Genomic DNA, 18,730 nt, shown 5'->3' on the forward strand with positions numbered 1-18,730 from the left:
GCCAGACCCTCGACTGGGCCAAGCCCGCCGAAGCACTCAACCGCCTACTCTTGGCAGCCTGACGACGCGTGTTGCGACGACCGCTTGAACCCGCCGGCCAGGGACCTGTCAGGGCCACGACCATCAGAACCTGCGCGTGGCTCTGACAGGTCGCGGGTCAGAGGGCGGCGGCCTTCGCCTCCAGCACGCCGCGCTCGCGGGCGTTGCCGCACAGCCGGGCGGCGAGCTCCAGCTCGCCCCGTGCCTCCTCGGTCCGCCCCAGCCGGGCCAGCAGCTCGCCGCGCACGGACGGCAGCAGGTACGACCCGGACAGCACCTCGCGCGCGACGAGGTCGTCCACGACGGCGAGCCCGGCGGCCGGGCCCGCCGCCATCGCGACCGCGACGGCGCGGTTGAGCTCGACGACGGGCGACGGCGCCACGCGGCCCAGCGCCTCGTAGAGCACGACGATGCGGTCCCAGTCGGTCTCGGGGACGGAGGGCGCGACGTCGTGCTGCTCCGCGATGGCGGCCTGCAGCCCGTACGGCCCCAGCCCGCGCCCGACGGCGACCGCCCGGGCGAGCGCGTCGCGTCCCCGCCGGACCGCGGACCGGTCCCAGCGGCGCCGGTCCTGGTCCTCCAGCAGCACCGGCTCGCCGTCCGGCCCGGTGCGCGCGGGGAACCGCGCCGTGGTGAGCTCCAGCAGCGCGAGCAGCCCGAACGTCTCCGGCTCGGGCGCGAGGCGCGTCAGGACGCGGGCGAGGCGGACGGCCTCGTACGCCAGGTCGGGCCGCATCCAGTCGTCGCCGCCCGACGCCGTCGACCCCTCCGAGAAGATGAGGTAGACGACGTTCAGCACCGAGCCGAGCCGTTCCGCGCGATCCTCGGCGGCCGGCACCTCGAACGGCACCCGCGCCGCCGTCAGCGTCTTCTTCGCGCGGGTGATACGCGCCTGCACCGTGGGCACGGGCACGAGGAACGCCCGCGCGATCTCCTCGCTGCTCAGCCCGGCCACCACGCGCAGGGTCAGCGCGACCCGCGCCTCCTTGGACAGCACGGGGTGGCAGGCCACGAACAGCAGCGCGAGGCGGTCGTCCTCGATCTTGTCCGGGTCCCACAGCAGGTCGTCGGCCGGTTCGACGACGGCGCCCGGCCCGCCCGTGACGGCGCCGCCCTCGCCGAGGTCGCGGGCCAGCGCCGCGTACCGCTCGTCGCGCCCGGACCGACGCCGGAACGCGTCGATCGCGCGACGCCGCCCGGTCGCGAGCAGCCACGCGACCGGGTCGCGCGGGACGCCGTCGCGCGGCCAGGCGACCAGCGCCTCCGCGAGCGCCTCGGACGCGACGTCCTCCGCGAGCGCGAAGTCGTTCGTGTACCGGGCGAGCGCGCCGACGATGCGGCTGGACTCGATGCGCCAGACCGCCTCGACGACGCGACGAGGGGCCGCACCGTCGTCGGCGCGGCCCTCGTCGTGCGGTTCGACGGCGCTCACTGGGCCCGCTGGGCCTGCTCCTCGCGCCACCCCTGCTCCTTCTGCACCCACTCGTTGTCCTGCGGGAAGTCCTCGGGACCGTTGACGCGACGCACCTCGAGCTTCGTGCCCGCACCGCTCAGCGGCGCCCGCTTGGCCCACTCGATCGCCTCCTCCTTCGAGGCCACGTCGACGATCCAGAAGCCGTTGAACAGCTCCTTGGTCTCGCCGTAGGGGCCGTCGGTGACGACGGGCGTGTCGGTGGAGAAGTCGACGACGGCGCCCTCGGACGCGTCGGACAGCCCCTCGCCCGCGGCGAGCACGCCGGCGTTCATCATCGACTCGTTGTAGCGGCCCATCGCCGCCATGACCTCGGTGAAGTCCATCTCCTCGTACGCGGCCTGGCCCTCGTCGGTCCCCCGCATGATCAGCATGTACTTGGCCATCGTCCCGCTCCTTGTCGTGGTCACGGTCACCCTCGTGGCGACCTTCTCATCCCCAGGTCGAACGGGGAACCGCCGGATCGACATCGCCCCGGAAGTTTCTTCGAGAGCCTCTTGCCAAGCGTGGCTAACAGCATTAGCTTTATGGCTATGAACATGACCGCGAAGCTCGAGCTCCGATACCTCGCCCGCCCCGAGGGGCGGATCGCGTACACCGACGCGGGCAGCGGCCCGCTCGTCGTCGCCGTCCCCGGGATGGGCGACCTCCGCTCCACCTACGACGACGTCGTCCCCGCGCTCGTCGCTGCCGGCCACCGCGTGGTCGTCGCGGACCTGCGTGGCCACGGCGACTCCGACACCACCTTCACCGCCCACGGCGACGTGGCCACCGGCACCGACCTCGTCGCCCTCGTCGAGCACCTCGACGCCGGCCCCGCCGTGCTGATGGGCAGCTCCATGGGCGGGTCGGCCGCCGTGTGGGCCGCCGCCGAGCGCCCCGACCTCGTGCGCGGGCTGGTGCTGCTCGCCCCGCACCTGCGCGAGACCGCGTCGCCCGCCCAGGCGCGGACCTACCGCCTGCTGTACCGCGCGCTGTTCGTCCGCCCGTGGGGCGCGGCGGCGTGGGCGTCGCTCTACACCTCCATGTTCACCAAGGGCCGCAAGGGCCCCCGGCACGCGGAGCACGTTGCGCAGATCCGGCGCAGCATGGCCGACGCGGCGCACCTGCGCTCGTTCCGCGACCTCGCCGTCGCGCTCGACCACTCCGTGATCGAGCCGCTCGTGGCGAAGGTGCAGGCGCCGTCGCTCGTCGTCGTCGGCGAGCTGGACCCCGACTACAAGGACGCGGGCGCGGAGCTCGCCCGGATGCGGGACGCGCTCGGCGGCCAGGAGCTCCTGGTCCCCGGCGTCGGTCACTACCCCCAGCACCAGGCGCCGGAGGTCGTGACCCCGGCCGTGCTCGACTTCCTCGCCGGCCTGCCCGCCGCCCACCCTGCCCCTCAGGAGAACGGCGCCGACGGGCGGGGTGCCCGTGCCTAGGGCCGGGCTGTCGCGGGACGCCGTGGTCCGCCTCGCCCTGGAGCAGGTGGACGCGGGCGGGCCGACCGGGCTCGCCGACCTCACCCTCGCGAAGGTCGCCGCGTCCGCCGGGGTCGCCACCCCCAGCCTGTACAAGCACGTGGGCTCCCTGGCGGCGCTGCGCCGCGAGGTCGCGCTGGTCGCCCTCGACGAGCTGACGACGGCGAGCGCCGCGGCGACCGTCGGCCGCGCGGGCCCCGACGCCCTGCGCGCCCTCGCCCGCGCGTGGCGGGACTACGCCCGCGCGCACCCGGGCCGGTACGCCGCCGTCCAGCTCGCCCCCGACCCCGACGCCCCCGAGGACGCCGTGCACCGCGCCGCCGGGGCCCGCGTGGTCGCGCTCGTCGGGGCGGTGCTGCACGGCTTCGGCCTCCCCGACGACCGCACGATCGACGCCGTCCGCGTGGTGCGCGCCGGCGTGCACGGCTTCGTCGCCCTCGAGCTCTCCGGCGGCTTCCGCCTGCCCGAGGACCTGGACCGCAGCTTCGACGCCCTGGTCGACATGCTCGTCGCCGGGGTCACCACCCTCGCGGACGCGTCGTCTCCGCCCGCATCGAAGGAGCAGCCATGACCCGCACGACCCACGCCGCCCGCACGACGATGCCCGCCCCGACGGCAGGCCCGGCATCAGGCCCGACGACAACCCCGGCGCCCACCTCCCGGACCACCGCCTGGACCGCGGGCGGCGCCGTCGCGGCAGGCGTGCTCCTGCTGCTCTTCCCCGCGCTCCGTCCGTGGCCCGACGAGTCCGTGCCGACCCCCGCGCTGGCGGAGTCGTTCGCCTCCGGCCGGTGGGTGCTGGCGCACCTGTGCGGGATCGCGGGGCTCGGCCTGCTCGCGCCGACGTTCCTCGGCCTGCGGGCGCTGCTGCGCGGGAGCAGGGCCCCGGGCACCGTCGCCCCGGGTGCGCGCGCCGCCACCGGCGCCGTCGTCACCGCCTGGGCCGGGGCCGCGCTCTGCTCCCTCTACTTCGGCGCCGAGATCTTCGGCATCCGCACGATCGCGCAGGCCGCGCTGCGCACGCAGGACCCGGCGCTGCTCGCCGACGTCGACGTGCTCCGCGAGCAGCCTGCCGCGATGACCCTCTTCGGCCTGGGCCTGGCGCTGGTCGCCGCGGCCGGCGTCCTCGCCGCCGTCGCATGGTGGCGCGGCGCGCTCCGACCGCGCTGGGCCGGCGTCCCGCTGGCCGCCGGGCTGCTGCTCTACCTGCCGCAGTTCTTCGGCACCCCGGCGGTGCGCGTCGGGCACGGTGTCCTGGTCGCCGCCGGGCTCCTGCTGGTCGCATGGGCGGTGCGCCGCGCACCGGCACCGGGCACGACGACGGCCGGCCACCCCGCAGGGTGACCGGCCGTCGGGCCAGGCGTTCCGGAGGCGTACCGAAGGGTCAGTCGCCGCTCTGGAAGATCGCCAGCAGGCGCAGGAACTCCAGGTACAGCCACACCAGGGTGACGATCAGACCGAAGGCCGCCGTCCAGGCGAACTGCGCCGGGACGCCCTGCTCGACGCCGCGCTTGATCGAGTCGAAGTCGACGATGAGCGACGCGGCGGCCAGGCCGACCGCGACGAGCCCGACGATGATCCCGATCACGCCGCCGCGCATGCCCCAGCCGTCGAGGACGCCGGTCCAGGTCAGGACGACGTTGACGAGCGAGAAGACGAGGTAGCCCACCATGGCGATGAGCAGCCAACGGGTGAACTTCGGCGTGACGCGCACCTTGCCGGACTTGAACAGGAACAGCGCGGCGGCGAACGTCGCGAGCGTCGCCACGACGGCCTGCAGCACGATCCCGGAGAGCGGGGCGCCCGAGCTGCCGACGGCGATCGACGCGAACGCGATCGAGATGCCACCGAGGAACACGCCCTCGGCCACCGTGTAGGCGATGATCAGCGCAGGGCTGGGCTTCTTCTTGAAGGCGTTCACCAGCCCCAGCACCAGGCCGGCGATCATGCCGATCGGCCAGAGGTTCGGGGCGAAGTTCCACGTCGCGGCCGCCACCACGATCAGCAGCGCGAGCAGGCCGCCGGTCTTGATGATGACGTCGTCGTAGGTGAGGCGCTTGGTGTCGGCCGTGGTGGCGGACGGCGCCTGGTACATGGCGTCGAGGCTCGCGGCGTCGGCGGCCTGCGCGCCCGTGGTGCCGGCCGCCCCGGCACCGTACGCGCCGTACTGCGGCTGCGCGGTGGTGGTGCCGCCGGGGCGGGATCCCTGGCGAGCCCCGGTACGGCGCGGCTCGCCGAAGACGTCGCTGCTCGAGAAGACGGGGTTGGTCATGAACTCCTCCTGGTCGCGGCTGCCGGGTGCCCGACGACGGGTCGTCGCGCGCGCAGGGCCGGGTCGCTGGCCGTGCGATCCATCGTAGTGAACGCGCGGCGTTCCTCAGACGTTCCCAGGTCGGCGACTCTTTCCGAGGACGCCGCGCGCGGCCTCCGCCGTCGCCTCGTCGACGGCGAACAGCCCGGTCCCGGTCACGGGGTGCGGCTGCCCGTGGTCGCCGCCGAAGACGCCGCCCGCCTCGGTGACGATGAGGGACAGCGGCGCGTAGTCCCACACCTTGCCGCCCACCTGGACCGCGAGGTCGAGCTCGCCGGCCGCGACGAGCAGGGCGCCGTGCACGCGCCACTCCGCGACCTCGACCACCTCGACGAGCGGCTCCACCTCGGCGCGGTACCGCGCCGGCACCTTCGCGAGCGGGGGCAGCACCGCCGTCCGCGCCGGACCGAGCGACCCCGGCGGCGCGCCGACGCGCAGGCGCCGCGCGCCGGTCACGTGACCGTCGACGACGTCCGCGACGTACGCGCCCCGGCCGCGGGCCGCGTACCAGACCTGTCCCTGCGCGGGCAGGATCGCGACCCCGACGGTCACCTCGCCGCCCTCCTCGAGCGCGATCAGGGTCTGCCACCGGTCGTCGCCCTCGACGAAGACGAGCGTGCCGTCGATGCCGTCGAGGATCCACCGGTGGCCCGAGGACCCGAGCGCGCCCGTCTCCTCGCCGAGGAACGCGTCGTCGGGCCGTGCCGCGAGCAGCACGGCACGCACCCGCTCCTCGACCGCGAGGTCGGCCTCGGTCACGACGGACCCGTCGAGCTTGTGGTCGCGCGCGAGGTCCCGCACGTGCGCGAAGTACCGCAGCCCCAGCGCGGCGCCGGAGAGCGCCGCCGCGAGGGCGAGGTCGAGGTCCCCGGGCAGGTCACGAGCATCCATGGCCGCAGCATGCCCTGTCGGCGGAGATCACCCGGCCCCTGCCCATGCCGCGGCGTCGCCCCGCACGTAGGCTCGGGAAGGACCCGTGCTCCCCGTGACGACGGCGTGACGACGGCATGACGACGGCACCCGAGAAGATCTCCAGGGGCGACATGATCGAAGCACACGGCCTGACCAAGCGCTACGGACCCAAGCTCGCGGTGGACGACGTGACGTTCACCGTGCAACCCGGCGTCGTGACGGGCTTCCTCGGCCCCAACGGCGCCGGCAAGTCCACCACCATGCGGATGATCATGGGCCTCGACCGCCCGACGGCGGGCAACGTCACCGTGAACGGCAGCTCCTACCCGCAGCACGGCCGGCCGCTGGCCGAGGTGGGCGCGCTGCTGGAGGCGAAGGCGGCGCACCCCGGCCGCACGGCGCGCCAGCACCTCCTGGCGCTGGCCGCCACCCACGGCATCGCCCCCTCGCGGGTGGACGAGGTCATCGAGCTCACCGGCCTCTCGGCGGTGGCCCGCAAGCGCGTGGGCGGCTTCTCCCTCGGCATGGGGCAGCGGCTCGGCATCGCGGTGGCGCTGCTGGGCGACCCGCGCACCCTCATCCTCGACGAGCCCGTCAACGGCCTCGACCCCGAGGGCGTGCTGTGGGTGCGCAACCTCGCCCGCTTCCTGGCGGGCGAGGGCCGCACGGTGTTCCTGTCCAGCCACCTCATGAGCGAGGTGGCGCTCACCGCCGACCACGTCATCGTCATCGGGCGGGGGCGGATCCTCGCGGACATGCCGGTGCAGCAGCTCGTCGACGGCGCCTCCCGCCGCCTCGTGCGGGTGCGCTCGCCGCAGGCCGCCGACCTTGCCGACGCCCTGCGGCGCGAGGGCGGCGACGTCGCGCCGGGTGACGACGGCGCCTTCGAGGTCACCGGCCTCGACGCCGCCCGGGTGGGCGAGCTGGCCGCCGCGGGCGGCGCCGTCCTGCACGAGCTGACGCCCGTGTCCTCCACCCTCGAGGAGGCCTACCTCGAGCTCACCGCCGACTCGGTCGAGTACCAAGCCGAGGCCCTGGACGACGCCGGCCGGGCGACGGGCGCCGAGACCGGCGCGACGACGGACGGAGCGCCCCGATGACCGCCACCGCACCCGCCCGCGAGGCCGCGCCGGCCGTCGTCGTGCACCGCGTGACGTTCGGCCGCGTGCTGCGCGGCGAGTGGATCAAGTTCCGCACCCTGCGCTCCACCGTGTGGACCGTGGTGATCACGGCCGTCGTCATGGTGGGGCTGGCGCTGATGATGGCCGCGATCGTCCGCACGATGGTCGACACCCCCGAGATGGCCGAGGGCATGTCGCAGGACCCGGGCCTGCAGGCGATCGGCCTCACGGGCACGACGATCGTGTCGTTCGGCTACTCGTTCGGCGCGCTCGCCGTGGGGGTGCTGGCCACGCTCATCGTCACCAGCGAGTACTCCACGGGCACCGTGCGGTCCACGTTCGCCGCCGTCCCGCGCCGCCTGCCGGTGCTGTGGGCCAAGCTGGTCGTCATCGTGCTCACCACCGCCGTCGTGGTGGCCGTCGCCCTGGTGATCGCGTTCGTCTCCACTGCGCCCCTGCTCGAGGACGCCGGGATGAGCGTGGACCTCTCCGACCCCGAGCAGGTGCGCGCGCTGGTCGGCTGCGTGCTCTACCTGGCGACGGTGGCGGCGTTCGCGCTCGCCGTCGGCACCCTCATGCGGCACAGCGCCGGCGCCATCTTCACGATCGTGGCGATCTTCTTCGTGGTGCCGCTCATCTTCAGCATCGTCGTGCAGGCGTCCGACGCCGCGTGGACGGACTGGGTGAACAAGCTGCTGCCCAGCGTGGCCGGCGAGCGCATCATCTCCCGCGGCGCCGAGACGGACGCCCTGCTCGACCCGTGGGTGGGCTACGCCGTCCTCGTCGGGTACACCGTCGTGCTGCTCGTCGCCGCGGCGATCACGCTCAAGCGCCGCGACGCCTGACCCCTGATCGTTGCGGGCGCGATCTCGGGGACTGTTCGGTCGCGCACAGTCCCCGAGATCGCGCCCGCGACGATCAGGCCGGGTCGGTGCCCGCCTGGCGGCGGGCGACGGCGGCGGCCTCCTCGGCCGCCTCCGCCTTCTCCGCGGCGCGCGCCGCGGCACGCTCCGCCTTCTCGGCCTTGCGCACCACCCGCGAGTCGCGCTTGGTCCGGCGGCGCTCCTTGCGGCGCTCGATGAGCTCGTAGAGCACGGGCACCACGAAAAGCGTGAGCAGCGTCGAGGAGATGAGCCCGCCGATGACCACCAGCGCCAGCGGCTGGCTGATGAACGACCCGCCGCCGGTGAGGCCGATCGCCATCGGGGTCAGCGCGAAGATCGTCGCCAGCGCGGTCATGACGATGGGGCGCAGACGCTTGCGGGCGCCCTCGCGCACCGCCTCGTCCAGCGACCGGGGGTGCCCGTGCGCCGGGTCCCGGTACTGGTTGATGAGGTCGATGAGCACGATCGCGTTCGACACCACGATGCCGACGAGCATCAGCACGCCGATCAGCGCCGGGACGCCCAGCGGGGTGTCCGTGGCGAGCAGCGCCAGCAGCGCGCCGGTGGCCGAGAACGGCACCGAGACCAGCAGGATCAGCGGCTGCACCAGCGACCCGAAGGTCGCGACCATCACCAGGTAGACGATGGCGATCGCGGCCACGAGGGCCAGGCCCAGGTCGGAGAAGGCGTCGGCCTGGTCCGCCGCGACGCCGCCGATCTCGACGGTCGCGCCCGCGGGCAGGTCGAGGTCGTCCGTCGCGGCGGTGATGTCGGCGCTGAGCGTGCCGACGTCCTGCGTCTCGGGCGTCACCGACACGGTCGCGGACCGCTGGCCGTCGGTGCGGGAGATCGACGTCGGCACGTCCACCTTCTCGACCGTCGCGACGTCGGTGAGCGGCACCGTGCCGGTGGCGGTCGGGACCTCGAGGTCCTCGATCTCGGCCTGGGTGGCGGGGGCGTCGCCGGTCTTCACGACGACGTCGATCGGGCCGTCGCCGAGGTCCACCTCGCCGGCGGTCTGCTCCGGGTCCATCGCGCCCGACACGATGCCGGACACCTGGGTCTCGGTCAGGCCCGCCTCGGCGGCCTTCTCGCGGTCGACGGACACCTGCACGACCTGCTGCGCGGCGGAGAGGTCGTTGGTCACCTCGGCCACGCCGTCCAGGTCGGACACCGCGTCGGTGACCTGCTGGGCCGCGGACTCGAGGTCGTCGCTGTCGTGCGCCTGCACGACGAGGTCCACGGTGCTGGAGCCGAAGCCGGAGTCCCCGCCGGAGACGCTGACCTCGGTCGTGACGCCGGTGTCGGCGAGCGGCTCGACGGCGTCACGGATCTCGCTCTGCGCCTCGACGCCGTCGGCGTCGGGGTCGAGGGTGATCGCGAAGGTGGCCTGCGGCGCGGACCCGCCGCCCATGAACGCGGCCATCGCGGCGTCGCCGGAGCCGACCGTGGTCTGCACGCTCTCGACGGCGTCGACGTCGGCCAGGGCGTCCTCGACCTCGCCCGCCGCGGCGTCCTGCGCCTCGAGGGACGCGCCGGTCTCGAACGTCTGCGTCACGGTGACGGTGTCCTGGCCGGAGTCCCCGATGAAGTTGGTCTCCAGGCGGGGCACCAGCGCGAGCGTGCCGCCGAGGACGGCGACCGCGACGACGAGGGTGACCCACGGGTGGCGCAGCGCGGCCCCGAGGCTGGGGACGTACGCCCGCTGCCACAGCCCGCGGCGCTCCTTGGCCTCGGCGGCCTCGCGGACGCGCTCCGCCTCGGCCGGGTCGGTGCCGACGGCGGGCGCCTTGACGAACCAGTACGCGAGCACGGGCACGATCGTCAGCGCCACGACCAGCGACGCGAGCATCGCGATCGCGACGGTCATCGCGAAGGGCCGGAACAGCTCGCCCACCATGCCGCCGACCAGCGCGATCGGGAGGAAGACGGCGACCGTGCTGATGGTCGACGCGGTGATCGCGCCGCCCACCTCGCGCACGGCGGTGAGGATGGCGGCCTTCTTGTCCTCGCCGTACGACAGGTGTCTCTTGATGTTCTCGATGACCACGATGGCGTCGTCGACGACGCGACCGATCGAGATGGTCAGGGCGCCCAGCGTGAGGATGTTGAGCGTGTAGCCCGTGGCGTTCATGACCACGAAGGTCACGGCCAGCGACAGCGGGATCGACACGGCCGACACGAGGGTGGAGCGCAGCGAGACGAGGAACACGAGGATGACGATCACGGCGAACAGCAGGCCGAGCCCGCCCTCGGTCGCGAGCCCCTCGATGGACTCCTCGATGAACGGCGCCTGGTCGAACACGACGGCGGTGGTGACCCCGGCGTCCTCGAGCTCGGGCTTCAGGTCGTCCATCGCGTCCTGGACGGCGTGGGAGACGTCGACGGTGTTGCCGTCGGGGGTCTTGGTGATGGCGACGCCCAGCGAGGACTCGCCGTCGAGCCGGGAGTGCGACGTCGCCTCGACCGGCACGACCTTCACGGTGGCCACGTCCGCGAGCGTCACGGGCTCCGGGGCGGCCGGGGTCTGCGGGGCGGTGGCGCCCTCGGCGCCCTGCGCGGGGTCCTGCGCGGCGTCGGCCGCGGGCGGGGCGCCCGTGCCGTCGCCGACCTCGCCGGTGGTGCCGCCGGTCGCGTCGCCAGCGCCCGTCGTCGCGCCCGCGGCGGCCGGGTCCGGCACGAGCGGCAGCGCCTTGAGCTCCTTGACGCTGTCGATGCTGGAGCCGGCCTGCACGGAGTAGGTGACGTCGTCGTCGGTGATGGTGCCCGCCGGGAGCACCACGCCGTTGTCCTTGAGCACGTCGGCGACGTCCTGCGTCGTGAGGCCCGCCTCGGCGAGCTTCTTCGTCTTGACGTCGACCAGCACCTGGTCGGTCTCGCCGCCGGTCACGGCGACGGAGCGCACGCCGTCCAGGTCCTCGAGCGCGGGCACGACGACGGTGTCGACGGTGTCCGCGAGCGCCGCGGCGTCCACGTCCCCGTCCGCGCCGGCCGCTGCGAGCTGGATCACGGGCAGGTCGTCGAGCGAGCCCGTGACGACCTGCGGCTCGACGTCCTCCGGGAGCTGGGACTGGATGCGGGTGACGGCGGTCTGGAGCCGCTGGGTGGCCGCGTCCATGTCGGTGCCGTACTCGAACTGCACGGTGGTGACCGAGCTGCCGGTCGACGCCGTCGAGCCGATGGACTCGATGCCCTCGACGGACTGCGCGGCGGCCTCGAGCGGCTCGGTGACGCGCTGCTCGACCACCTCCGGCGACGCACCCGGGTAGGTCGCGACGACCGCGCCCGCCGGGAGCTCCAGGGACGGGATGAGCTCCTGCTTGAGGGAGCCCAGGCTCATCGCCCCGAAGACGAAGATCGCGATCGTCGCCAGGGCGACGACGGCGCGGTTCGCCAGGGACAGGCGGGCAAGTCGGAACACGCTCACTCCAGACGGGCGGTCGGCAGGACGGCACGACGACGCCGTCGCGATTCCTTAGGGTAACGCTAAGGAACGCCGGCGGGTTCCCAGGGATCGGGATACAGTCTGCCCCGTGATCCCGACGACCGACGAGCCCGCCGCGTCCTCCGGCGACGCCCCCGGGAACGCCGGCCCCGACGACGAGCGCCGCGCTCTGCTCGACGAGCTGGTCCGGATCCACCACGCCATCGGCGAGACCTTCCTGTCCCAGCGGCTGGAGCCGCTGCTGCACACCCGCCTGACCGTCCAGCAGCTGCGCGCGCTGGCGATCCTCCAGCTCGACGGAGAGACGAGCTCCCACCGGCTGGCGGAGGTCATGGGGGTCGCGCCCGCGACGGTGACGGGCATCGTCGACCGCCTGGTCTCGGCCGGGATGGCGTCCCGGCGGCCGGACCCCCGCGACCGCCGCGTCCGGCTGGTCGCGGCCACGACGCGGGGGGCGGACGCCGTGCGTCGGCTCGTCGCCCAGGACGACGAGCCGACGCACGGCCTGATCGAGCGGATCGCCACCGACGACCTGCAGGCGCTGAGCCGCGGGCTCACCGCCGTGCTCGCGGCCGCGCGCGCCGAGGCGGACGCCGTCCGCTCGGCCGACGACGCCCCCGAGGGCTGACCCCCCGGGGCGCCGGGGTCACAGCTCGGACATGGCCTCCTCGGGCGTGCCCTCGACGGCGGCGGCCGCCTTGTTCCAGCGCGACCACAGCACCTTCTCGCCGAGCTGCCCGGCCATCTTGTGCGCGGTGAGCAGGAAGACGATCACGCCCACGGCCAGCACGCCGACGCCGACCCAGTAGGGGGCGGAGGCGCCGACCGGGTGCAGCAGGCCGGCGATCACCGGGGCCGGGGCGGCGAAGCCCCAGCGCACGAGGTTGAAGGCGCCGGTCGTGACGCGGCGGTCGGGGTCGCCGAGCGCGAGCGACAGGTCGGTGAGGATCGCGTTGGCGATGCCCATGAACACGCCGGCGACGACGAGCACGACGATCGAGGCCGCCGTCGGGAGGCCGAGGGCGAGCAGCAGCGTCATGACGAGCACGCCGGCCACGGCGATGCCCAGGGTCTGCACCGCACCGATCGTGTGCGCGAGCTTGTGGCCGACGACGAGGATGCCGAACGCGAGGCCCAGGCCCCAGGCGGTGAACACCAAGCCGAGGGGGACGACGTCGAGCCCGAGGAAGATCGGCGTGTAGCCGAGGATGATGAAGAACACGAAGTTGTACGTGGCGGTGACGACGGCGAGCGCGAGGAACGCGGGCTTGCGGAACAGCCCGAAGACCTGGCCCACGTGCAGCGGCGCCGGCTTCTCGGCCGGGTCCTTGAGCTTCGTGATCGACATCGCCAGCGCGACGATCATGAACAGGCCGCACGCGAAGAACGGCACGCGCCAGCTGATGCTGCCGAGCAGGCCGCCGATGAGCGGGCCGACGGCGAACCCGAGGCCGACGCAGGTCTCGAAGATGCCGACGACCCACTCGCGGTCGTTGGCGAGCGAGACGAGCAGCACCATCGCGGTGGCGAAGAACATCGCGTTGCCGAGGCCCCACAGGCCGCGCAGCGCGGCGAGCTGGCCGATCGACGTGCTCAGCGCGGCGAGGATCGCGGCGATCGCGACGATGGTGACCCCCGTGCCGAGGATCTTCTTGTAGCCGAACTTCCCCGTGGCCAGCACGGCCGGGATCATGCCGACGGCCATGACCGCGATGTACGCGGTGAACAGGAGCTCGATCTGCCACGTGGTGGCGCCGATGGCCTCCCCGATCACCGGGAGGATCGGGTCGACGACGGCGATGCCCGCGATCGCGAAGAACGCCGTCAGCGCGGTCGCGTAGATCGCGGTCTTGTTCGGTTCGTTGCGTGTGCCTGCCACGGACTCCTCACTCCTGCCCCACGGGCCGCCGCGGGGTCGTCTGCTGCTGGTCTGCCGATGCGTCGCGCCGCCCTCGCGTCGCCGGCGAGGAGCCGCGCGGGGCGCCAAGATGCCTGCATCATGCAGGTAATTACCTGTAGGATACACCTATGACCGCTTCCCGGGGAAACAGTGTGGAGAAGAAGCGTCCCGACCAGGACGACGACGGCGGCACGACGGCGCCCGACGTCGTCGCCCGCGTCGAGCTCGGCCTCGCCCAGCTGCTGCGCCGCGCCGAGCGCACCACCGCGGCGACCACCGTCCGGACCGGGGGCCACGACCTCGACCGCTCCGGCTACCTGCTGCTGCACGCGCTGCGCGACGGCGGCCCCCAGCGCGTGCAGGCCCTCGCCGACCGGCTCGGGATCGACGCCTCCACCGTGACCCGCCAGGTCGTCGCCCTCGAGCGCGCGGGCCACGTGCAGCGCTCCCGCGACCCGCACGACGGCCGCGCCGTCCTCGTCTCCGCGACCGCCGACGGCCGGGCCGCCCTGCACGCGCAGCGGCGTCGACGCAGCGCCACGTACTCGACCGTGCTCGCCGACTGGAGCCCCGCCGACCGCGTCCTCCTGGCCGAGCTCGTCGAGCGCCTCAACGCCGACCTCGACGCCTACAAGCGGGACACTCCCCCGGCCTGACGACCGCCGGCGCCTGCTCTCGTGGACCTCGCCCCACGACCGGCGCCGTGCCGTCTGCCCTGAGCAGATGCGCTCCCGGCAGAGAAGCCTCCCGCTGCGACCGTCGTCGTCGGACGGTGGGGACATGAGCACACCGAAACTGAGCACCCCGGCGCCACCCACCCCGCCCGCCTTCGACGACCAGCTCACCGCGCGGCTGCTGCACCAGCGCATCGTGGTGATCGGCACCGAGATCGACGACGCCGTCGCGAACCGCGTCGTCGCGCAGCTCCTGCTGCTGTCGGCCGAGGACCCACGGTCCGACGTCGCCCTGTACGTCAACTCCCCCGGCGGCTCCGTCAGCGCGGGGCTCGGCATCTACGACACCATGCGACTGCTGCCGAACGACGTCGTGACGGTCGGGTTCGGCTTCGCCGCCAGCATGGGCCAGTTCCTCCTCACCACCGGCACCAAGGGCAAGCGGTACGCGCTGCCGCACACGCGGGTGATGATGCACCAGCCGTCGGCCGGCATCGGGGGCACCGCCGTCGACATCGCGATCCAGGCGGAGAACCTGGAGCACACCAAGCGCGTGATGCACGAGCTCACCGCGCAGCACACGGGCCGCACGGTGGAGCAGATCGCCGCCGACAGCGACCGCGACCGCTGGTTCACCGCCACCGAGGCGGTCGAGTACGGCATGGTCGACCGGATCGTCGAGAGCGTGGAGGACGTGCGGCCGTCGGCCGCCGGCCGGAGGGCGGGGCTGTGATGACGGCGACGATGAACGAGCGGATGAGCTACACGATCCCGAACGTCGTCGAGCGCACGCCGCTCGGCGAGCGCTACTCGGACGTCTTCAGCCGGCTGCTGCGCGACCGCATCATCTTCCTCGGCACGGAGATCGACGACGGCGTGGCGAACGTCGTCATGGCGCAGCTGCTGCACCTGGAGTCCGAGGCGCCCGAGCAGGAGATCGGGCTGTACATCAACTCCCCCGGCGGCTCGGCCACGGCCATGACCGCGATCTACGACACGATGCAGTACGTGCGCAGCGACGTCGCCACCACCTGCATGGGCCAGGCGGCGTCCGCCGCGGCGGTGCTGCTCGCCGCCGGCACGCCCGGCAAGCGCACGGTGCTGGAGCACTCCCGGGTGCTGCTGCACCAGCCGTCCACCCAGGGGCAGGGCACCGTCTCCGACCTCGCCATCCAGGCCCGCGAGGTGCTCCGCCTGCGCGCCGAGACCGAGCTTCTCCTGGCCCGGCACACCGGGCAGACCGTGGAGCGGCTGCGGACGGACACCGACCGTGACCTCCTCCTGGCCGCGCACGACGCCGTCGCGTACGGCGTGGCGGACGCGGTCGTCACGTCGCGCAAGCTGTCGGACCGCGCCGCGGCCTAACCGTCCCGACCTAGGTGCCGTCCCGACCTAGGTGCCGTCCCGTGCCGCCGGGCGCCCGCCGACGTGCCAGTCGTGGACCTCGACGTCCGCGTAGTCGTCCACGACCAGCACCCGGCGGGCGTCCGCGGGCCCGGCGGCCTCGACCAGCGCGGCCGCACCGAGGACGGCGGCGCCGTCGTCGGACAGGAGGTGGCCCGCCGCGACGAGGCCGACCCGCGCCCCGGCCGTGACGAGCGGCACGCCGCTCCCCCGCCACCCGAGCCCGAGGACCAGGAACCGTGGGCCGCCCTCCGGCCCGCCCGGGTACTCCCACATCGTGCGCCCGAGCAGGTCGCGCCACCGTCGCAGCAGCACGTCGCGGTACGCGCCGGCCTGGTAGTTGGGCTCGTCGAACGCGAACGCCCGGGCGGCCGCGGGACCGGGCAGGTCGAGGATGTGCACGCTGCCGGTCAGAGTCCGGCCGCCGTCGGCGGTGGTGGGGCCGCGCGCGACCATCCCGCGCGCGAACCGGTCCATGTAGGCCAGGTGCTCGTCGTTGAGCGCCTCGCGCAGCGCGAGCGACCCGGGACGGTCCCGGTGGTAGCAGAAGAACTCCATGCCGCCCGCCGCTAGCGCGAGGCAGCTAGGCGGCGAGGGCGACGACGTCGGACGTCGTCGTCGAGCGCACGTGCCGGGACGACGGCGCGCGGTCGCGCAGCGACGTGAGCACCCGGACGCGCTCCTGCTGCTCGGCAGCCGCGGCGAGCGCGTCGTGGGCCTGGGCGACCAGATCGACGAGGCGGATGCCGAGCGCGGCGCAGACCGCGGCCAGCACCTCGGAGGACGCTTCCTTGCGGCCGCGCTCGACCTCGGACAGGTACGCGGTGGACATGCGCGCCGTGCCGGCGACCTCCTGCAGGGTGCGGCCCTGGCGCAGCCGGGTGCGGCGCAGGATTCCACCGACCAGATGGCGTAGCAGGGGCTCGCGCACGTGCTCCACCTCGGCCACCGTGCCGACCCGCATGTCCGCCGTCATGCCGACGACGCTACCCGCGCCCGGCGCCCGACGGCTCTGCGAGCGGCTCGACGGGCGGGCGTTCTGCTGACGGCAGAAGCCGTCGCGCGGCCCGGCTGCTGCCGTAGAGCACCCCTCCGACGACGAACGCGGCGCCCACCCCCTCGAGCGGGGACACCCGCTCGCCGAGCAGCAGCCAGGCCGCCGACATCCCGACCACCGGCACGAGCATCGAGAACGGGGCGACCACTCCCGCGGGGTGGCGGGCCATGAGCCAGGTCCACACGCCGGAGCCGAGCACCGTCGCGACCACCACCGTGTACAGGAGGCCGACGACGGCGCCCACGGCCCCCGGGTCGTCCCACGACGTGAGGGAGTGCGCGATCTCTCCCGGCCCCTCGACCAGCAGCGACAGCGCGAGCATCGGCAGCGGCGGCACCACCGACATCCACAGGGTGAGGCGCAGCGGGCTCTGCGGCTTCGCCTGCCGGTTGCAGACGTTGCCGATCGCCCAGCCGAACGCGCCGGCCAGGGTGAGCAGGAAGGGCACGACCGTGGCGGTCGCAGCCTGCTGCCAGGCCACCAGGGTGAGGCCGCCGACGGCCACGAGGATGCCGAGCACCTGCCGCCCGGTCACGCGCTCGCGCAGGAACGTGGCGCCGAGCAGCACGGTGAACGGGCCGGACATCTGCAGCACGAGGGACGCGAGGCCGGCGGGCATCCCCGCCGCCATCCCCCAGTACAGGAAGAGGAACTGCAGCGCGCCGAAACCGAGCCCGTACCCGACCACCCAGCGCACGGGGACGTCGGGCCACGGCACCAGGAGCACGGTGGGCAGCGCGATGAGCGCGAACCGCAGCGCGACGAGGAACATCGGCGGGAAGTGCTGCAGCGACGCGTCGATGGCGATGAAGTTCAGCCCCCACAGCAGGGCGACGAGGACGGCGAGCAGCCGGTGGCGGGCGGGCATGCGCCCAGCCTCACCCGGGACCATCGTGAAGGACAAGCGAAAGTTGCTTCACGCTGTCTGTAGGCTGGCTTCATGGATGTCCGGCACCTGGAGCTGCTCCGCGAGCTCGCCGACCGGGGCAGCGTCACCGCCGTCGCCCGCGCCACCCACCGCACGCCGTCGGCCGTGTCCCAGCAGCTGCGCACCGCCCAGCGCGAGCTGCGCACGCCGCTCGTCGAGCCGTCCGGCCGCGGGCTGCGGCTCACGGACGCCGGCCGGCTGCTGGCCGAGGGCGGGGCGAGCGTCGCCGCCGCGCTCGCGCAGGTCCAGGCCCGGTGGGACGAGTTCCAGGGCGAGCCGTCGGGTACGGTCACCGTCGCGGCGCTGGCCAGCGCCGCCACGTTCCTCCTCCCCCGCGTCGTGGCGGACCTCGCCGGCACCGCGATCGCGCTGCGCTGCGCCGACGTCGACATCGCGGAGGCCGAGTACGGCCCGCTCACCGCGGACCACGACGTCGTCGTCGCGCACTCGCTCACCAGCGTGCGGCCCGCCGGGGCGGAGGGCCTGACCGTGGTGCCGCTCGCCCGCGAGCCGCTCGACATCGCGATGGCGGCCGACCACCCGCTCGCGCGCCTGCCGCACGTGCGGCCGCGCGACCTCGTCGACCAGGACTGGATCGGGGTGCCCCTCGGCTACCCGTTCGACACCGTGCGGCTCGCCGTCGAGCAGGCCACCGGGGCCGAGCTGCGCGTGGTGCAACGGCTGCGCGACAACCGCCTCATCGAGGCGCTCGTCGCCGCGGGCGACCAGGTCGCCGTGCTGCCGCGCTTCACCACGCCCACCGGCGACCGCCTCGTGCTGCGCGAGCTGACCGACGTCGCCATCGCGCGGCACGTCTCCGCCGTCCTGCGGCCCGATCGCGCGGAGCGTCTCGCCGTCCGCCGCGTCGTCGACGCGTTCCGCCGCGCAGGCGCCCACGTCGAGGTGGAGATGGCGGGAGCCGCCGACGGCTGACGATCCCGCAGAGGTGCCCCCGCCCGGGTTCGAACCGGGACTGGGCCGGGTTTAAGCCGGCTGCCTCTGCCAGTTGGGCTACGGGGGCCATCGCCGAGATAGAGAGGGGGGGGGGGGGGGGGGGGGGGGGGGGGGGGGGGGGCGGGCCGCGGCGCGGGGGCACCAGTCCGAGGGCGGGGGGGCGCCAGCAA

At 74.1% G+C, this 18,730-nt stretch carries 19 protein-coding genes and 1 tRNA gene; 10 read left to right on the forward strand and 10 right to left on the reverse strand.

Translation table 11 applies throughout. The features are described from left to right. Window positions 1–157 precede the first annotated feature (157 nt). Together ACH443_RS16620 and ACH443_RS16625 are read right to left on the reverse strand one after the other, a co-directional pair. A complete protein-coding gene (locus tag ACH443_RS16620) occupies window positions 158–1,471 on the reverse strand; it encodes an RNA polymerase sigma factor (protein WP_430590928.1) in 1,314 nt (437 codons plus the stop codon). Next, window positions 1,468–1,896, reverse strand: coding sequence for a YciI family protein (locus ACH443_RS16625; RefSeq protein WP_429764533.1), 429 nt, complete (start codon window positions 1,894–1,896; stop codon window positions 1,468–1,470). Before ACH443_RS16625 ends, ACH443_RS16620 begins: the two co-directional genes overlap by 4 nt. 153 nt (window positions 1,897–2,049) lie before the next feature. Here ACH443_RS16625 and ACH443_RS16630 point away from each other — a divergent pair, with 153 nt between their 5' ends. The 3 genes from ACH443_RS16630 to ACH443_RS16640 are packed head-to-tail and all read left to right on the forward strand — an operon-like array spanning window position 2,050 to window position 4,314. Continuing rightward, window positions 2,050–2,931: an alpha/beta fold hydrolase gene (locus tag ACH443_RS16630; protein ID WP_430590929.1), complete on the forward strand. Its 882-nt coding sequence runs from the start codon at window positions 2,050–2,052 to the stop codon at window positions 2,929–2,931. Next, window positions 2,924–3,541, forward strand: coding sequence for a TetR/AcrR family transcriptional regulator (locus tag ACH443_RS16635; RefSeq protein ID WP_430590930.1), 618 nt, complete (start codon window positions 2,924–2,926; stop codon window positions 3,539–3,541). Before ACH443_RS16630 ends, ACH443_RS16635 begins: the two co-directional genes overlap by 8 nt. Then, window positions 3,538–4,314 (forward strand): hypothetical protein, encoded by a 777-nt coding sequence (locus ACH443_RS16640; protein WP_430590931.1) that lies wholly within the window; start codon window positions 3,538–3,540, stop codon window positions 4,312–4,314. The genes ACH443_RS16635 and ACH443_RS16640 overlap by 4 nt, the downstream gene beginning before the upstream one ends. 40 nt (window positions 4,315–4,354) lie before the next feature. Here ACH443_RS16640 and ACH443_RS16645 read toward each other — a convergent pair whose 3' ends face one another. Further along, on the reverse strand, window positions 4,355–5,242 hold the full coding sequence (locus tag ACH443_RS16645; RefSeq protein ID WP_430556903.1) for a Bax inhibitor-1/YccA family protein: 888 nt from the start codon (window positions 5,240–5,242) through the stop codon (window positions 4,355–4,357). A gap of 105 nt (window positions 5,243–5,347) precedes the next feature. After that, window positions 5,348–6,172 carry an inositol monophosphatase family protein gene (locus ACH443_RS16650; protein ID WP_430590932.1) on the reverse strand — a complete coding sequence of 275 codons (825 nt, stop codon included), beginning with the start codon at window positions 6,170–6,172 and terminating at the stop codon, window positions 5,348–5,350. Between the two features lie 152 nt (window positions 6,173–6,324). On the opposite strand from ACH443_RS16650, the gene ACH443_RS16655 reads away from it, so the two are divergent. Together ACH443_RS16655 and ACH443_RS16660 are read left to right on the forward strand one after the other, a co-directional pair. Then, window positions 6,325–7,293 carry an ABC transporter ATP-binding protein gene (locus tag ACH443_RS16655; RefSeq protein ID WP_430590933.1) on the forward strand — a complete coding sequence of 323 codons (969 nt, stop codon included), beginning with the start codon at window positions 6,325–6,327 and terminating at the stop codon, window positions 7,291–7,293. Then, entirely contained in the window at window positions 7,290–8,159 is an 870-nt protein-coding gene (locus ACH443_RS16660) for an ABC transporter permease subunit (protein ID WP_429764526.1), read from the forward strand. Before ACH443_RS16655 ends, ACH443_RS16660 begins: the two co-directional genes overlap by 4 nt. A gap of 73 nt (window positions 8,160–8,232) precedes the next feature. Here the strand turns inward: ACH443_RS16660 and ACH443_RS16665 are convergent, their stop codons facing one another. Further along, a complete protein-coding gene (locus tag ACH443_RS16665; RefSeq protein ID WP_430590934.1) occupies window positions 8,233–11,619 on the reverse strand; it encodes an efflux RND transporter permease subunit in 3,387 nt (1,128 codons plus the stop codon). A gap of 112 nt (window positions 11,620–11,731) precedes the next feature. On the opposite strand from ACH443_RS16665, the gene ACH443_RS16670 reads away from it, so the two are divergent. Next, complete coding sequence (locus tag ACH443_RS16670) at window positions 11,732–12,271, forward strand: MarR family winged helix-turn-helix transcriptional regulator (RefSeq protein ID WP_430590935.1); 540 nt, start codon at window positions 11,732–11,734, stop codon at window positions 12,269–12,271. 18 nt (window positions 12,272–12,289) lie between these two features. Here ACH443_RS16670 and ACH443_RS16675 read toward each other — a convergent pair whose 3' ends face one another. Continuing rightward, the gene (locus tag ACH443_RS16675; protein ID WP_430548344.1) at window positions 12,290–13,522 is read right to left on the reverse strand and encodes an MFS transporter; all 1,233 of its coding nucleotides are present in this window, start codon (window positions 13,520–13,522) and stop codon (window positions 12,290–12,292) included. Between the two features lie 149 nt (window positions 13,523–13,671). Here ACH443_RS16675 and ACH443_RS16680 point away from each other — a divergent pair, with 149 nt between their 5' ends. The 3 genes from ACH443_RS16680 to ACH443_RS16690 all read left to right on the forward strand — a co-directional run bounded on the left by ACH443_RS16680 (window position 13,672) and on the right by ACH443_RS16690 (window position 15,582). Next, window positions 13,672–14,199: a MarR family winged helix-turn-helix transcriptional regulator gene (locus ACH443_RS16680; protein WP_429764522.1), complete on the forward strand. Its 528-nt coding sequence runs from the start codon at window positions 13,672–13,674 to the stop codon at window positions 14,197–14,199. A gap of 124 nt (window positions 14,200–14,323) precedes the next feature. Further along, entirely contained in the window at window positions 14,324–14,950 is a 627-nt protein-coding gene (locus ACH443_RS16685) for a ClpP family protease (protein WP_429764521.1), read from the forward strand. Continuing rightward, window positions 14,950–15,582 carry a ClpP family protease gene (locus tag ACH443_RS16690; RefSeq protein WP_430590936.1) on the forward strand — a complete coding sequence of 211 codons (633 nt, stop codon included), beginning with the start codon at window positions 14,950–14,952 and terminating at the stop codon, window positions 15,580–15,582. Before ACH443_RS16685 ends, ACH443_RS16690 begins: the two co-directional genes overlap by 1 nt. 27 nt (window positions 15,583–15,609) lie before the next feature. On the opposite strand, the gene ACH443_RS16695 is transcribed toward ACH443_RS16690, so the two are convergent. From ACH443_RS16695 to ACH443_RS16705, 3 genes are read right to left on the reverse strand one after another with little or no spacing between them, the layout of a single operon-like run. Beyond that, complete coding sequence (locus ACH443_RS16695) at window positions 15,610–16,179, reverse strand: YciI family protein (protein ID WP_430590937.1); 570 nt, start codon at window positions 16,177–16,179, stop codon at window positions 15,610–15,612. A 25-nt stretch (window positions 16,180–16,204) separates the two neighbouring features. Then, the gene (locus tag ACH443_RS16700) at window positions 16,205–16,597 is read right to left on the reverse strand and encodes a helix-turn-helix domain-containing protein (RefSeq protein ID WP_430590938.1); all 393 of its coding nucleotides are present in this window, start codon (window positions 16,595–16,597) and stop codon (window positions 16,205–16,207) included. A 10-nt stretch (window positions 16,598–16,607) separates the two neighbouring features. After that, window positions 16,608–17,546, reverse strand: a complete 939-nt coding sequence (locus tag ACH443_RS16705; protein WP_430590939.1) for an EamA family transporter — start codon at window positions 17,544–17,546, stop codon at window positions 16,608–16,610. Window positions 17,547–17,618: 72 nt separating this feature from the next. Between ACH443_RS16705 and ACH443_RS16710 the strand changes: the two genes are divergently transcribed. Further along, a complete protein-coding gene (locus ACH443_RS16710) occupies window positions 17,619–18,539 on the forward strand; it encodes a LysR family transcriptional regulator (protein WP_429764516.1) in 921 nt (306 codons plus the stop codon). Between the two features lie 14 nt (window positions 18,540–18,553). Here the strand turns inward: ACH443_RS16710 and ACH443_RS16715 are convergent. Beyond that, a tRNA-Leu gene (locus ACH443_RS16715) sits at window positions 18,554–18,627 on the reverse strand. Window positions 18,628–18,730: the final 103 nt, after the last annotated feature.

Origin of the sequence: Isoptericola sp. NPDC019571, assembly GCF_044389385.1 — a bacterium.
Taxonomy (GTDB): domain Bacteria; phylum Actinomycetota; class Actinomycetes; order Actinomycetales; family Cellulomonadaceae; genus Isoptericola; species Isoptericola nanjingensis.